13 protein-coding genes are annotated in these 15,231 nt (G+C 42.7%); 1 reads left to right on the top strand and 12 read right to left on the bottom strand.

Annotated elements, in window-relative coordinates; translation table 11 throughout:
* The 6 genes from PGQ33_RS17080 to PGQ33_RS15480 all read right to left on the bottom strand — a co-directional run.
* Positions 1–99, bottom strand: a 99-nt coding sequence (locus PGQ33_RS17080) for an HPr family phosphocarrier protein (RefSeq protein WP_270205712.1), incomplete at its 3' end; no start/stop codon positions are given.
* Between the two features lie 94 nt (positions 100–193).
* Entirely contained in the window at positions 194–2,383 is a 2,190-nt protein-coding gene (locus PGQ33_RS15460) for a PTS transporter subunit IIABC (protein ID WP_270206017.1), read from the bottom strand.
* Positions 2,384–2,620: 237 nt separating this feature from the next.
* Complete coding sequence (locus tag PGQ33_RS15465) at positions 2,621–4,006, bottom strand: sodium-dependent transporter (protein WP_270206018.1); 1,386 nt, start codon at positions 4,004–4,006, stop codon at positions 2,621–2,623.
* A gap of 349 nt (positions 4,007–4,355) precedes the next feature.
* Positions 4,356–5,099 (bottom strand): amino acid ABC transporter ATP-binding protein, encoded by a 744-nt coding sequence (locus PGQ33_RS15470; protein WP_442872459.1) that lies wholly within the window; start codon positions 5,097–5,099, stop codon positions 4,356–4,358.
* A complete protein-coding gene (locus PGQ33_RS15475; RefSeq protein ID WP_008368496.1) occupies positions 5,096–5,740 on the bottom strand; it encodes an amino acid ABC transporter permease in 645 nt (214 codons plus the stop codon). The genes PGQ33_RS15470 and PGQ33_RS15475 overlap by 4 nt, the downstream gene beginning before the upstream one ends.
* A gap of 46 nt (positions 5,741–5,786) precedes the next feature.
* On the bottom strand, positions 5,787–6,617 hold the full coding sequence (locus PGQ33_RS15480; protein ID WP_118199596.1) for a transporter substrate-binding domain-containing protein: 831 nt from the start codon (positions 6,615–6,617) through the stop codon (positions 5,787–5,789).
* Between the two features lie 409 nt (positions 6,618–7,026).
* Between PGQ33_RS15480 and hydF the strand changes: the two genes are divergently transcribed.
* The gene (gene hydF, locus PGQ33_RS15485) at positions 7,027–8,274 is read left to right on the top strand and encodes a [FeFe] hydrogenase H-cluster maturation GTPase HydF (RefSeq protein WP_270206020.1); all 1,248 of its coding nucleotides are present in this window, start codon (positions 7,027–7,029) and stop codon (positions 8,272–8,274) included.
* A 731-nt stretch (positions 8,275–9,005) separates the two neighbouring features.
* On the opposite strand, the gene PGQ33_RS15490 is transcribed toward hydF, so the two are convergent.
* The 6 genes from PGQ33_RS15490 to PGQ33_RS15515 form a co-directional block, all read right to left on the bottom strand.
* Positions 9,006–10,220 (bottom strand): LL-diaminopimelate aminotransferase, encoded by a 1,215-nt coding sequence (locus PGQ33_RS15490; protein WP_270206021.1) that lies wholly within the window; start codon positions 10,218–10,220, stop codon positions 9,006–9,008.
* A 26-nt stretch (positions 10,221–10,246) separates the two neighbouring features.
* The gene (dapF, locus tag PGQ33_RS15495) at positions 10,247–11,074 is read right to left on the bottom strand and encodes a diaminopimelate epimerase (protein ID WP_117559128.1); all 828 of its coding nucleotides are present in this window, start codon (positions 11,072–11,074) and stop codon (positions 10,247–10,249) included.
* 23 nt (positions 11,075–11,097) lie between these two features.
* Positions 11,098–11,643 carry an ANTAR domain-containing response regulator gene (locus PGQ33_RS15500; protein ID WP_270206022.1) on the bottom strand — a complete coding sequence of 182 codons (546 nt, stop codon included), beginning with the start codon at positions 11,641–11,643 and terminating at the stop codon, positions 11,098–11,100.
* A gap of 37 nt (positions 11,644–11,680) precedes the next feature.
* The gene (gene glnA, locus PGQ33_RS15505) at positions 11,681–13,012 is read right to left on the bottom strand and encodes a type I glutamate--ammonia ligase (protein ID WP_270206029.1); all 1,332 of its coding nucleotides are present in this window, start codon (positions 13,010–13,012) and stop codon (positions 11,681–11,683) included.
* Positions 13,013–13,231: 219 nt separating this feature from the next.
* Positions 13,232–14,221: a phosphate acetyltransferase gene (gene pta, locus PGQ33_RS15510; protein WP_118219555.1), complete on the bottom strand. Its 990-nt coding sequence runs from the start codon at positions 14,219–14,221 to the stop codon at positions 13,232–13,234.
* A 139-nt stretch (positions 14,222–14,360) separates the two neighbouring features.
* Positions 14,361–15,065 (bottom strand): TetR/AcrR family transcriptional regulator, encoded by a 705-nt coding sequence (locus tag PGQ33_RS15515; protein ID WP_008368506.1) that lies wholly within the window; start codon positions 15,063–15,065, stop codon positions 14,361–14,363.
* Positions 15,066–15,231: the final 166 nt, after the last annotated feature.

Here is a 15,231-nt window from a genome sequence, read left to right on the forward strand (position 1 = left end):
AATATCTGAAGTTTTTTTTGCAATTGCTTTTACCAGAATTCCTGCTGGTCTTGCGTGGATTCCCTGTGCATCTGTTACTACATACTTAAATTCTTTCATGATAAATTCTCCTTTTCTTTTTTCATTTTAGTTTATCTTTTGACAGCGCTTTGCTTTTCAAAGCGCCGTCATTATTAAAACAGCTTTCGCTGTTCTATTCTACTGTGTCTACGGCAAATAATGGATCGCCGGCTTTTACTTCTCCCGTTGCAAGGAGACGTACGCTCTGATTCTCTTCCAGTTCTGTACAAAGTACCGGCGAACAAAGAGACGGTGCATGTGAAGCCAAGAATGGAATATCGATCTTCATAAGCGGATCACCTTTTTTCACTTTCTGACCATTTTCTACAAATACTTCAAATCCTTCACCGTTCAGAGATACGGTATCAATACCGATGTGAAGCAGCATGCCAAGTCCGCTTTCTGTCTGGAATCCAAGTGCATGCTTTGTTTCAAATACGAAAAGCACTTCTCCATCTTCCGGTGCGCAGATCACAGCATCTTCCGGTGTAACAACGGCTCCGTCACCCATCATTTTTCCTGCAAATCCTTCATCCGGACAGGTTGTAATATCGCCTGCCATACCGGTGATCGGGCTGGATACAACAATTGTATTTACCACTTTTTCCCGTGTTTTATTATTTTCATTTACAGTATCTGTATTTTCTTCGGCTGAATTCTCTTCTGACACAGCAGCGCTCTCATAATATTCATCCGGAGCTGTTTCCAGATAATCTTCCAGTTTAGACTTAATCACAGTTACCTGAGGACCATAAATGATCTGGACACCCTGTCCCTTTTTCACGATTCCTCTGGAACCTGTTGTCTTGATGATCTCATCATTTACGCGGGCTGCGTCATGAACTGTGATACGAAGTCTTGTTGCACAACAATCCACATCACTGATATTTTTCTTTCCGCCAAGTCCCTGTGTGATTGCCTCACTTACCGGATCTGCGGTTCCTGTATTCCCTGCTGTTTCTTTTCCTGCTTCTTTTCTGGCATTTACATCTGCCTTTGTATATAATTTTGTCTCTGTATCATCATCTTCACGTCCCGGTGTCTTGAAGTTAAACTTTTTGATCAGGAAACTGAAGATAAAATAATACAGGAAGAAATAAATAATTCCAACCGGAATGATCCGAAGCCAGCTTGTCTTTGCATTTCCCTGCAGGATACCGAAAAGGAACAGATCCAGAAAACCACCAGAGAAGGTAAGTCCTACTGCTATATTCAGGATATGCGCGATCATGTAAGCAGAACCTGCAAGCACTACCTGTACAGCAAAAAGTGCCGGTGCAACAAAAAGAAATGAGAATTCCAGTGGCTCTGTAATACCCGTCATCATGCAGGCAAGTGTTGCAGAAAGGAGAAGTCCTCCTGCCTGTTTTTTCTTTCCCGGTTTTGCACAGCGGTACATCGCAAGTGCCGCTCCCGGAAGTCCGAAGATCATAAAGATAAATTCACCTGAGAAATATCTGGTCGCATCTGCGCTGAAATGTGCGATATTTGCAGAATCAGCAAGCTGTGCAAAGAAGATGTTCTGTCCTCCCTGTACCATCTGTCCCGCAACTTCCATTGTTCCACCGACTGCTGTCTGCCAGAATGGCATGTAAAATACGTGATGAAGTCCGAACGGAATCAAAGCTCTCTTAATAATACCAAAAATCAGGGTTCCCAGATATCCGCTTCCGGTTACCAGTCCGCCAAGTGCATAAATTCCATTCTGTACAACCGGCCAGGCAAAATACATTCCAATCCCAACAAACATGTACACCAGTGTAGAAATGATCGGAACAAATCTGGACCCTCCGAAGAATGATAACGCATTTGGAAGAACGATTTTGTGAAAACGGTTATGCAGAGCAGCAACACCAAGTCCTACAATAATACCACCAAACACACCCATCTGTAAGGACTGGATTCCGCAAACAGAAGTGATGGTTCCTTCCAGTACATTCGAAGCGATCGTTCCATCTGCGGTAATCTCTCCTGTGATCACAAGCATTGCATTGATTGCAACATTCATAACAAAGAATGCGATCAATGCAGAAAGTGCCGCTACTTCTTTTTCTTTCTTTGCCATACCGATTGCAACTCCAACCGCGAAAATCAGTGGCAAGTTGTCAAATACAGCACTTCCTACTTTGTTCATGATAATGAGTAACGAATTCAGGATGGTTCCGTCTCCTAAAATTTTCTCCAGACCATAAGTCTGGATTGTGGTAGCATTGGTAAACGAGCTACCGAATCCCAGCAGCAGACCCGCTACCGGAAGAATTGCTATCGGAAGCATGAAGGATCTTCCAACTCGCTGCAATACGCCAAAAATTTTGTCTTTCATTGCATGTACTCCTTTTCCTCAAGAAATTTTAATTACCTGGCTTATGCCTATGATATTATTTTCTTTCGTGGAAGCCTTTTATTCGAATTTTTAACGCAAAAAAGGCATTAACCCCACACAAATATCAAAATAATATCTATGTATGGTTAATGCCTGCCGTACAGTTACACACCAAAATCTGTAACTTACAATAATTTATTTTCCACTAAATGTCAAGCCTTTTCTGAAATTTTCTTTTTATAATCCTACGGACTGCACTAAAAGAATCAGAAGCATCAACGGTGCAATTACCTTGATCATTGCAACATAAAGCTTTTCTCTGCCAAACCTGTATCCGCCAAGTGTCACTTCATCGATGATCACTTTTGGTTTTACAATCCATCCGATCAGAATACAGGTAAGCAGTGCCACCATCGGCATCAGACAGTTATTGCTGAGATAATCCATCACGTCCAGAATCTGCGCTACCGTGCCGTTCGGAAGTTTCAGTTCGAAATAAAGCTTGTTGTATCCAAGACATACGATCACACCAACGATCATTCCATATAAAGTAGTCAGGATCGTTCCTTTTTTTCTGGATACATGGAATTTATCCATCATGCTTGATACGATTGCCTCCATAACAGATACAGAAGAAGTAACCGCTGCAAAAGATACCATCAGAAAGAATACAATTCCTACCAACACTCCTGCTGCCCCCATTGCTTTAAATACTTTTGGCAGAGATACAAACATCAGTCCCGGTCCTGCAGACATTCCTTCGGTTCCCATAAAAGTATAAACAGCCGGAATGATCATAAGTCCTGCCAGAAGCGCTACAAGCGTATCAAAAAACTCAATCTGGTTGATCGACTTCATCAGATTGGTCTCTTTCTTCGCATAGGATCCGTAAGTAACCATAATTCCCATCGCCACGCTGATTGAGAAGAAAAGCTGTCCCAATGCATCCATCACAACCGAAAGGAAACTTTTAACCGTCATCCCTCTAAAATTCGGGATCAGGTAAATCGCCAGTCCCTGCATACCGGTTCTTGTCACTCCATCTGCATTTGTATGTTTCAGGGTAAGAGAAAATACAGAAATTCCCGCAATCAGTACAAACAGGATCGGCATCAGAATCTTACTGTATTTTTCAATTCCTTTATTTACTCCTTTATAAACAACCGTTGCCGTAATAAGCACATAGATCAGCATCCATATGATCGGCTGTCCGACCTGTGTAATATAGCCTGTAAAATATCCGTCTTCTGCTGCCTGCGCTCCATGACCTGTGAGAAATGCCGACAAATATTTGAGTACCCATCCACCAATCGAGCAATAATACGGAAGAATGATAACCGGTACTGCACATGCAAGCACACCAATTCCTCCCCATCCTTTATGCATCTGTTCATATGCAGTAAGCGGACTCTGTCCTGTCTTACGTCCGATCGCGATCTCTGTTGTCAGCAACGTAAACCCAAAGGTAAGTGCCAGTACCACATAGCACAGAATAAACACTCCGCCTCCACCTTTTGCTGCCAGATACGGGAATCTCCAGATGTTCCCCAACCCGACTGCACTTCCCGCAGCCGCCAGCACGAATCCGATCGAGCCGGTAAAATTACTCCTCTTCTTTTCCATCTTTTCTACACTCCTTTTACAGTGGTGCCTCCGTACACACCATCTCCAGCTTTTTAATAATATGATGTGAGTGTCAATAAGTATCAATTGCTTATTTGTGCGAGCACAAACGCAATTGATACTTTTGACACTTACATCATAATATAGAAATTATATTTTTCTATAAGCTAAAAACACCTCCGCCGTATGGCGAAGGTCCCTTCTTTAGCTTTCTTCTTATTTTAACAATCGGATATAGGAAAGTCAATGGAAGTATTTTACTCATTTTCTTGATCTTTTTTACACTGGGGCAGGCTCTCACCTGCCCCTTTATGAGTAGTATATCAATAATTTTTACAAAACGTCTTATTTATGCAGTTGCCGGAAGAACACGGGATAAGAATGACTGCGTCCTTCTCTCTCTTGGTGCTGTAAAAATTGCATCCGGTCTGCCTTCTTCAACAACATATCCGTCTGCCATAAAGATGACCCGGTCTGCCACATCACGTGCAAAGTCCATTTCATGTGTTACAACGATCATCGTCATTCCTTCTTTCGCAAGAGATTTCATAACATCAAGTACATCTCCTACCAGTTCCGGGTCCAGCGCCGATGTCGGCTCATCAAACAACAACGCTTTCGGTTTCATTGCCAGTGCTCTTGCAATGGCAACTCTCTGCTGCTGTCCACCTGAAAGTGTACTCGGATATACATCCGCTTTATCCTTTAATCCTACCTTATCCAGAAGTTCCAGTGCTTTTGCATGCGCTTCTTCCTTATTCATGTGTTTGGTAAGGATTGGTGCCATCATAACATTCTGAACAACAGTCTTAAGCGGAAACAGATTGAATTTCTGGAAAACCATTCCGACTTCCTCACGGAATTTGCGGATGTCACAATTCTTATCGAGAAGATTCTTTCCCTCATACTGTACGGTTCCGCCTGTCGGTCTTTCAAGCTGATTGATGCATCTTAAGAAAGTACTCTTTCCAGATCCGGAAGGTCCGATGATACAGACCACTTCACCTTCATTGATATCAAGATTGATATCCTTTAATACCTCCAGGTTCCCAAATTTCTTCGACAAATGATTTACTTTAATCATACCAATCACCTCATTTTCCTTTCTATCTGTTTCTGGACAATTATCAGTACCGAAAGTATCACCAGATAAAACGCTGCCAGTGCTGTGTATGTAGGAATTGCTTTAAAGCTCAACGCTGCATACGCCTGTGCCTGATGCGTGATCTCATTAACCGCAATCGCAGATAAAAGTGCGGTATCCTTAACAGAAATGATAAACTGGTTAAATAATGCCGGAAGTGCCGCTTTAAATGCCGGTGGGATAACCAGATGGATCATCGTCTGTGCACTTGTAAGTCCAAGTGATGCACCTGCTTCTTTCTGTCCCGGATCAATGCTCATCAACGCACCTTTTACAATTTCTGAAATAAATGCACCGGAATTCAGTGCGATAACGCCAATTCCCACTGCAGTGCTTCCAATATCGACACCCAAAAGCTTCGGAATTACAAAATATCCGTATAAAGCCTGCACCATAAGCGGTGTCGCACGAATGATCCAGATGTAAACTTCTGCAATTGCTTTCCCTATTTTATATTTCGACTGAAGCAGGTATCCACAGAGGCTTCCGATCAGGAAGCCAATTGTGATACCGACAACAGCAATTAAAATCGTAAGTTTTAATCCCTCAAACATCATTGGAAGTAAAACATTCAAAAAAGTCATATCCATATACTATCTCATCCTATCTTCTTTTTAGTTGCTGTCTGTTCTTTGATTATTCACACCATTTCGCATAGAGTTCATCTGTTGTGCCATTATCAATCAGTACCTTTACAGCTGCATTGATTTCATCATAATATTTGCATTCTTTAGAAATTGCTACGCAATACGGTGCCTGGCCCTGATTAAACTCATCCCCGACTACCTCCAGGTTGCTGTCCGGTGTTGTCTTAATATAGAAATATGCTCCAGGTCCATCCTGAATAACAGCATCTACTTTTCCCTGCTCCAAAGATTCATATGCAGTTGTGATCGTGTCATGTACTTCGAGAGTTGCACTTGTAAGGTTCTTGCTTGCATAAGTATGAGATGCGGTTCCCTTTTCAACGGCTATTTTTTTATCCTTCAGATCATCAACACTCTTAATTCCTTTATCGTCATTTTTATTTACCATAACGACCTGACCGGAATCACAATAGATATCACTGAAGTCCATAACTTCTTTTCTTTCATCTGTTGCACAAAGTGCTGCTGCTCCGATGTCCAGTTTATTTTCAGCAAGTGAAGTAGTAAGTGCCGAATAATCCATTGCCTGGAGGCCACCATCGATTTCGAATCCCAGAAGCTCCTGCAGATCATTTAACAGATCAACATCATATCCGATCAGCGTCTTTCCGTCCTCATCATAGTATGTAAATGGTCCGAAAAGTCCGGTTGTTCCGACTTTCAGTTTGACACCTTTCATGCTGTCCTTCAGCTCGTCTTCTGTATATTCTTTCTTTGTATCAGAGGTTTCCTTTGTATCTTCTTTTTTACTTCCACATCCTGCTCCAAGTACTGTTATCATTACTGCACACATTAAAACTGCTATTAATCTTTTTTTCATAATAATAATCCTCCTTAACTGTGTAGTGAAAACGTAAGGGCGCATCACAAATTCTTTTGTAATGCGCCCTTGCATTTCCGTCCGCAGACACTCTCTCGTTCCCGGGATTGTTTGAGAAATTACTTTGCACTTCTGATTACTTTCTTTTCTGAAATACAAAAAGGATGCCGCATCTGATGCGACATCCTTGTCTGTTCTGTTCTTTATGAACTTGTGATTATTTTACCGTACTTTCACACTTTAGTCAATGAAACTTTTATCCAAAATTGCCAGTTTTATATGTTTCTTTTAAGTAAATTTTCACAAAATTGATTTTCTATAGTATATGTGTTACACTATTTTCAGATTCAAACTGACTGCAAAGGAATTCCTGCGCAAAAAGAATACAAAAAAGGAGATTACAAAAACTATGAGTCTTAACAGCACCCCTTCTGCAGATCGTGTACATATCGGTATCTTCGGTCGCAGAAATGCCGGAAAATCCAGCATCATCAACGCTATCACCGGACAGAATCTTGCCATTGTATCTGATGTTCTCGGAACAACTACCGATCCGGTTCCAAAGGCAATGGAACTTCTTCCCCTCGGACCTGTCGTGATCATTGACACCCCGGGGCTTGACGACATCGGAGAACTCGGTGAACTGCGTGTCAAAAAAGCCTACCAGATTTTAAACAAAACAGATATCGCTGTTCTGGTAATCGATGCCTCTCTTGGCATGACACCAGAAGATTTATCCATCTTAAAGAAAATACAGGATAAGAAGATCCCTTACGTTGTGGTAAAAAATAAATCTGACCTCTGCTCTTCTGCTGAAAATGGCGCAGTCTGTCCGAACCTGGATTCTATGCCGGATGCTTCTTTTCATATAGATGCTTCCAACAGTATCGAAGTCAGCACAGTAACCGGATACCATATTCATGAATTAAAAGAACTGATCGCAAGCCAGGCTCCGGAAGAAGATCAGGATAAATATCTCGTCCGCGATCTTTTAAATCCAAATGATTTTGTCGTTCTGGTCGTCCCGATCGACTCTGCCGCCCCAAAAGGACGTCTGATCCTCCCACAGCAGCAGACCATCCGCGATGTACTGGAGGCTGGTGCAATCTCTATTGTAACCCGTGACACAGAATTGAAGGAAACACTTTCGTCTCTTGGCAAAAAGCCACGCCTTGTCATCACTGACAGCCAGGCATTTGCCAAAGTATCTGCCGATACACCGGAAGATATTCCACTGACCTCTTTTTCCATCCTGCTTTCCAGATACAAAGGAAATCTGAAGCTTCAGGTCGAAGGTGCACAGATGCTGGACAAGTTGGAAGATGGTGACAAAATCCTCGTCTGTGAAGGCTGCACCCACCACAGGCAATGTGATGACATTGGAACAGTGAAGCTTCCTCGCTGGATCCGCCAGCATACCGGAAATATAGACCTGCACTTTGAATTCACAAGCGGGACCGAATTCCCGGTAGATCTCTCACCTTATAAACTCATTATTCACTGTGGTGGCTGCACCCTGAACGAACGCGAAATGCAGTATCGCCTCAAATGCGCCGAAGATCAGGGCGTACCGATCACGAACTACGGAACCGCTATTGCTCACCTGAAAGGGGTATTGGAGCGGAGTCTCATACCGGTTAGGGGAAGTTTGGAATAAGGTTACGGGCGAAGTGGGGACGAGGTGACGGTTTCACGCCGGTCTTCATCGCCTGCATTCTGTAAAATTTAATCGGGACGAAAGTTGCGACACCGGACTGATTCGCTGGAAAATCTAATGATTTTCCGGCTCAGGCAGTCCTCAGATTCCGTACTTGTAGTACGAAATCTGGTCACAATTTCCGTCCCGATTAAATGAACAGACTGCACGGCTCTTACGAATGGCGTGAAACCGTCACCTCGTCCCCACTTCACCCTTACGTTATTCAAAGCTTCCGCATTGGCGCATCATAGATGCGCCTCGCTGTGGATGGAAGGATTGTTTGTTCAGAATTGAAATCCATTCTTATTATATTTACTTTTGTTCTGGCTTATATGTTATGAGTGATTTTGTTTTGGTATAGACACACATAACGGTTGAATAAAGCTTAAAGCCAGGTATCATTTTAAATTGTCTGCAGCGCCAAGGGCGTCGGATCACGGTGTGGATTTGGCGGTATATGGCGGCGTGTTACAGCCTGTTAATGAAAAAAAGAGAAAAGTGTGATCGGATTTCGTACCCCAAGTACGAAACTCCGAAGACTCCTGAGATGGAAAATCATCAAATTTTCCGTCGAATGAGTCTGGTATCACACTTTTCTCTTTCTTTTCATGTTACAGGCTGTTCACGCCAGAGTCCACCGCCAAATCCACACCGTGATCCGACGCCCGTCCCTGCAGCCAGATTTTCAATTAAATATTCTCAATTCTCTTGATCGCTTCCAACGTATTCTCGTAACTTCCAAATGCTGTCAGGCGGAAGTATCCTTCCCCGCTCGGTCCAAATCCTGATCCCGGAGTTCCGACTACATTTGCTTTTTCAAGAAGGAAATCAAAGAATTCCCATGAAGTCATGTTATCCGGCGTCTTTAACCATACATATGGTGAGTTCACTGCTCCGGATACCGTGTATCCGGCATTCTTCAGACCTTCATAAATCGTTCTTGCATTCTTCTGATAGTATGCGATCTGCTCTTTGATCTGTGCTTTTCCGGCCTCTGTATAAACAGCAGCTCCGGCTTTCTGTACAATATAAGGTGCTCCATTGTATTTTGTTCCGTGACGTCTTGCCCACAGCGAATGAAGCATCACATCTCCACACCTAAGGTCTTTCGGAATGATTGTTGCGCCAAGACGTACTCCTGTAAATCCGGCATTCTTAGAAAAACTTCTAAGTTCGATTGCACAGGTTCTTGCTCCTTCACATTCAAAAATACTGTGTGGTACATCTTCCTCTGTGATATATGCTTCATATGCAGCATCATAAATGATCACTGCCCCGTTTTTATTTGCATAATCTACCCATTTCTGGAGTTCATCTTTTGTGATAGCCGCTCCGGTCGGATTGTTCGGGAAGCATAAATAGATCATATCCGGTACTTCTTTTGGCAGTTCCGGTACAAATCCATTTTCTGCTGTACAAGGCATGTAGATTACATTGCTCCATGTTTCTGTCTTTGGATCGTAAGTTCCGGTACGTCCTGCCATTACGTTTGTATCCACATATACAGGATATACCGGGTCTCCTACTGCGATTCTGCAGTCAGGTCCAAAGATCTCCTGGATATTTCCAGAATCACTCTTTGCTCCGTCTGAGATAAAGATCTCATCTGCAGCAATATCACATCCTCTTGCCTGGAAATCATTCTTTGCGATCGCGCTTCTTAAGAATTCATATCCAAGATCCGGTGCATATCCGTGGAATGTCTCTGCGTGTGCCATCTCATCAACTGCACTGTGAAGCGCTTCGATGATCGCAGGTGCAAGCGGCTGTGTTACATCACCGATTCCCAAACGGATGATCGGTGCATCCGGATTCGCTGCTGAGAACGCTGCAACTTTTTTGGCAATATTGGAAAACAGATAGCTTCCCGGTAACTTTAAGTAGTTTTCATTTACACTGTACATATGTCGTCTCCTTTGTGATTTGATCTTTATAGTACACCATCAAATACTTTAACCGCAGGCCCCTCCAAAAATACATGATTCACCTTACGATCCCATCTGACAGATAACTCTCCACCTAATAATTTAACGATTACTTCCTCATCTGTCAAGTCATTCAGCACAGAAGCCACAACTGCTGCACATGCTCCGGTTCCGCAGGCAAGCGTTTCACCAACACCCCGCTCCCACACACGGATCTCCATCCGGTCCCTCGCAGTCACATGACAAAACTCGATATTTGCTCTCTCCGGAAATCTCGGATGAAATTCTAACTCCCTTCCTGTCTCTTCCAGAGAAATCCCGTTTATCTCTTCTGAAAAGATTACCGCATGCGGATTTCCCATCGAAATCCCGGTCATGCGGTAGTTCTTCTTCTGTACCTCAATCGGATCATTGATCACCAGATCCTTTTCACTCAGGATTGGAATGCTATGTGCGTTCAGTCTTGGAACACCCATATCTACCATAGCACCGCAGGCTTTCCCATCCTGAATATGAAGGTGCATGTTACGAATTCCGGATTTCGTCTCGATACTGAGAGTTTCCTTTCCGGTAAGTCTGTAATCATATACATATTTTCCCAGGCATCGGATGCCATTGCCGCACATCCCGGCAACAGATCCATCCGAATTGTATATCTCCATTTTAAAATCAGACACCTTTGACGGACATATCAGAATCAGACCATCCGCTCCGATTCCGTAATGCCTGTCACAAAGCGCTCTTGCAAATCCAGGTGGATCTTCCACCCTTTCTCTGAAGCAGTTTATACACACATAATCATTTCCAAGACCATGCATTTTTGTAAAGATCATATATCCTGCCTCTTCAATCTCCTTTATTCCGCCATAATACTAAGTACCATCTGAGCTGTCTCCACCATATTGACACCGCTCTCCATACTACATTTCTGCAGATAGCGATGCGCTTCTTCCTCCGTCATATTATTACGTTCCATCAGAAGACTCTTTGCCTCTTTTACAAGTGCCTGCTGCTCCGGATTTCGGTTCTTAAGCTCTGCTCTTCTTTTCTTTCTCCGCCTGCTGATCGATTGTGCCATCATCTCGATCGTATTCATCAGATCAAATACCTTAAACGGCATCGACAGGCTGATCACTCCCGGAGTCCTGTCACTGCATTTCTCCGGCGATGCGATCAAAAGCATCTCAATCGTACCCGGCAGATAATCTCTCAATTCATTATATAACATATCTTTCATTTTATAACCACAAACTACAATTCCATCATCCAGATTATCTGCCAATTGAACCGCCTGTGCTCCGGTTACCCCCACACCAATCACGTCAAATCCATTTCGTACCAGTATATTGCGAATATTGGTTGCAATCTCCTTTTTTGGAAATACAACAATAATACTGCTCATAATACCAGCCTCCTGCCTTTAGAATTGGAAAGTTTCTTTAGAATTTCTGTAAGTACTCATTAATTTCCCATTCTGTAACCTGAGTGCGGTATTCTCTGTATTCTGCACGCTTTGACTCAATCAGCTTCTGTGACAGTTCTTCTCCCAGTACTTCCTGCATAAACTGATCTTTCTGGAATTCTGTGATTGCTTCTCTTAAGCTTGCCGGAAGCTCCTCAATTCCAAGTGCATTTTTCACCACATCTGTCATTTCGTAAATATTCTCATCTACACTCTCCGGCGGCAGGATCTTGTTTTTAATTCCTTCCATTCCGGCAGCCAGACATACGGCAAGTGCCAGATATGGATTTGCTGCACCATCCGGACTTCTGAGTTCGACTCTTGTGCTTTCCCCTGATACCCGTGGAATACGGATCAGAGGAGTCCGGTTATTGGCTGACCAGGCAATATATACCGGTGCCTCATATCCGGGAACCAGCCTCTTATAGGAATTCACGATCGGATTTGTGATAAAGCTGATCGCTTTAATATGTCTCATAAGTCCGCCGATAAAATAGTAAGCCTCCTGGCTCAGACCATTCGGATCTTTTTCATCTGCAAAAACATTCTTTCCGTCTCTTGACAGAGACATATTCAGATGCATTCCTGAGCCATGGATACCATCCTTTGGCTTTGGCATAAATGTAGCATGAAGCCCATGTCTTTTTGCGATTGTTTTGGTAACAATCTTAAATGTCATGATATTGTCTGCTGCATCCATCGCCTCTGTATATTCCAGGTCGATCTCATGCTGTGCCGGTGCCATCTCGTGATGAGATGCCTCCACACCGTACCCCATATCTTCCATTGTAAGAACAATATCACGTCTTGCATTCTCTCCCTGATCCAAAGGTCCCAGATCAAAATATCCTGCACGTTCATTGGAAATCGTCGTCGGATTTCCCGCATCATCCGTCTCAAACAGGAAAAATTCGCATTCCGGTCCTACGTTAAAGTCATATCCCATCTCTTTTGTCTCGGAAAGTACCTTCTTAAGAACATGTCTCGGATCGCTTTCGTAAGCTGTTCCATCCGGTCTGTAAATATCGCAGATAAATCTTGCAACCTTTCCCTGCTGCGGCCGCCACGGGAAAATTTCAAATGTATTCAGATCCGGGTGCAGATACATATCCGATTCTTCGATTCTGGCAAATCCTTCTATCGAAGATCCATCAAACATACATTTATTATCCAGTGCTCTCTTAAGCTGGCTTACTGTAATCGCTACATTCTTCATTGTTCCGAAAATATCGGTGAACTGCAGCCTGATAAATCCCACGTCTTCTTCCTCGACAAGATTCAGGATATCTTCTCTCGTATAATTTTTCATACTCATACAAATCCTCCCGTTTTTACTACTCATAAAATGGCGTATTCACACCATCTCGCTTAACCGCCAGGTGATGTACATTCGCCAAATGCAGATCCGTTGTGCAAGCACAAATCTGCACTTGGCTCATCGCATCCACAAAAAGGGCGTTCTCAATCCATTTTGAAAACGCCCTTGTTTGTTATATTATAATTTTCGTCTGAATATTTGTCAATACTCTTAGTCTTCTACGAGTGCTGCTGTGATGATTGCCATAGAATAAACTTCTTCTGCATTGCATCCACGGGACAGGTCGTTGATCGGTGCATTAAGACCAAGAAGGATCGGTCCGTATGCATCAAAGTTACCAAGTCTCTGTGCGATCTTATATCCGATGTTACCTGCGTTGATATCCGGGAAGATAAATGTATTTGCCTGACCTGCTACTTCACTGTTCGGGCATTTTGTTCTTGCAACACGCGGAGATACAGCTGCATCAAACTGAAGCTCTCCTTCGATCGGAAGTGAAGGATACAGTTCTTTTGCTTTTGCTGCTGCATTACGCATCTTATCTACATCTTCACCCTTTCCAGATCCAAGTGTAGAGTAGCTTAAGAATGCAACCTTTGGATCGATACCAAAGTGTTTACCACATTCTGCAACTTCCCATGCGATTTCTGCAAGCTGCTCCTCTGTTGGTTTGAGATTAATCGCGCAGTCACCCATAGCAAGAACTTCGTTCTCACCTGTAGCTGACGGACGAACCAAAATGAAGCAGGAAGATACACAGCTTGATCCCGGTTTGGTCTTGATCAGCTGAAGTGCCGGACGTACGGTATCTGCTGTAGAGTAAGTAGCTCCTCCAAGAAGTGCATCTGCAACTCCCATCTTAACCAGCATGGTTCCAAAATAGTTGTTGCTCTTAAGTGTCTTTGCTGCCTGCTCCGGTGTAACACCTTTGCTCTTACGAAGTTCGCAGAACAGTTCTACCATCTCGTCAAATCTCTCATAATCATCCGGATCAATGATCTCTCCGCCACGGATGTTGTATCCATACTTTTCAGCTGCTTCTAATACTGCTTCTTTATTTCCAACAAGAATTGGTGTAAGGAAGTTTCCTGCTAAAAGACGGGAAGCTGCCTCAAGAATTCTCTCATCTGTTCCTTCTGTTAAAACGATCGTTTTTGGATTTTTCTTCAGCTCATGAATCATCATGCCGAAGCCTTTCATATTGTCCATTAAATTGCCTCCTTATTTCGTGTGTTCGATACTTTCACATATACTTTACCACGTTTTTTTTGGATTGCAATTTAATTAAATTTTTAACAAGGATTGTATTTAAAAATAACCAAAAACCGGCGTTTTTTCCTTATTTACGGTATCCTTTATAGCCTTTCAGATTGTTGGCAAGAGCCATAACGATCGTATCTACATCATCTACCATCAGTTTTACACGTTCCGGAATCTGCTCTTCCTCTATCCCGTTTTCATATACATCTTTGAAATAGCCTTCAAAGAGCATACACACCATCCGGTTTAATTTTACTGCATTGTCATATGTAATACCACCAACATTGATACACCGCTTGCACATCTCAAAATCACGTGCCAGAAAGCTTGGTGTCTGAAGCATATTGTAGAAAAAGCGGTTAACATTTACAATATCTTCCGGAAACATTTCATAATATTCCCGCATTGCTTCTTTGAGTTTTACATTGTTATACTCAAAAAATAACAGATTATATGCTTCCGGATTATGAAATGCCTCCGTTGCATAACAATCCCACACACCTACATATACCTGCCACATATTCTTCCAGGATTTCTCAGCCTCATTCAGCCTGTCTATGTAACCGGTTAAAATTCTGAGTTCTGCATAGTATAAAAGTTCAGACACATTATCAAAGTACCTGTACAGACTTGCTGATGAGCACCCCATCTCCTTAGCAATCCTGCGGATAGATACTGCCTGAATCCCTTCTTGCTGAATGATCTCATGTGCTTTCTGGATATAATCCCTTCTGGATAATCCTTTAAAATAATTGCTGCTCGTACTCTGCTTCTGTTCTTCCATAGTTGCCTCTCATTTTCCATGTGAATCTCTACACAGATTGTATCCGGCACTCTTCCATACCGAATTCAACCATTTTTTAATTTTAGTCATATTACTCTTTATTATACATGATTCTGTTTTTGATATAAAATAGAAAAAAGCTATAATATTTCATAGCTTTTTTCTA

Origin of the sequence: Coprococcus sp. AM100_B19A, from assembly GCF_027662015.1 — a bacterium.
Classification (GTDB): Bacteria; Bacillota; Clostridia; order Lachnospirales; family Lachnospiraceae; genus Allocoprococcus; species Allocoprococcus comes.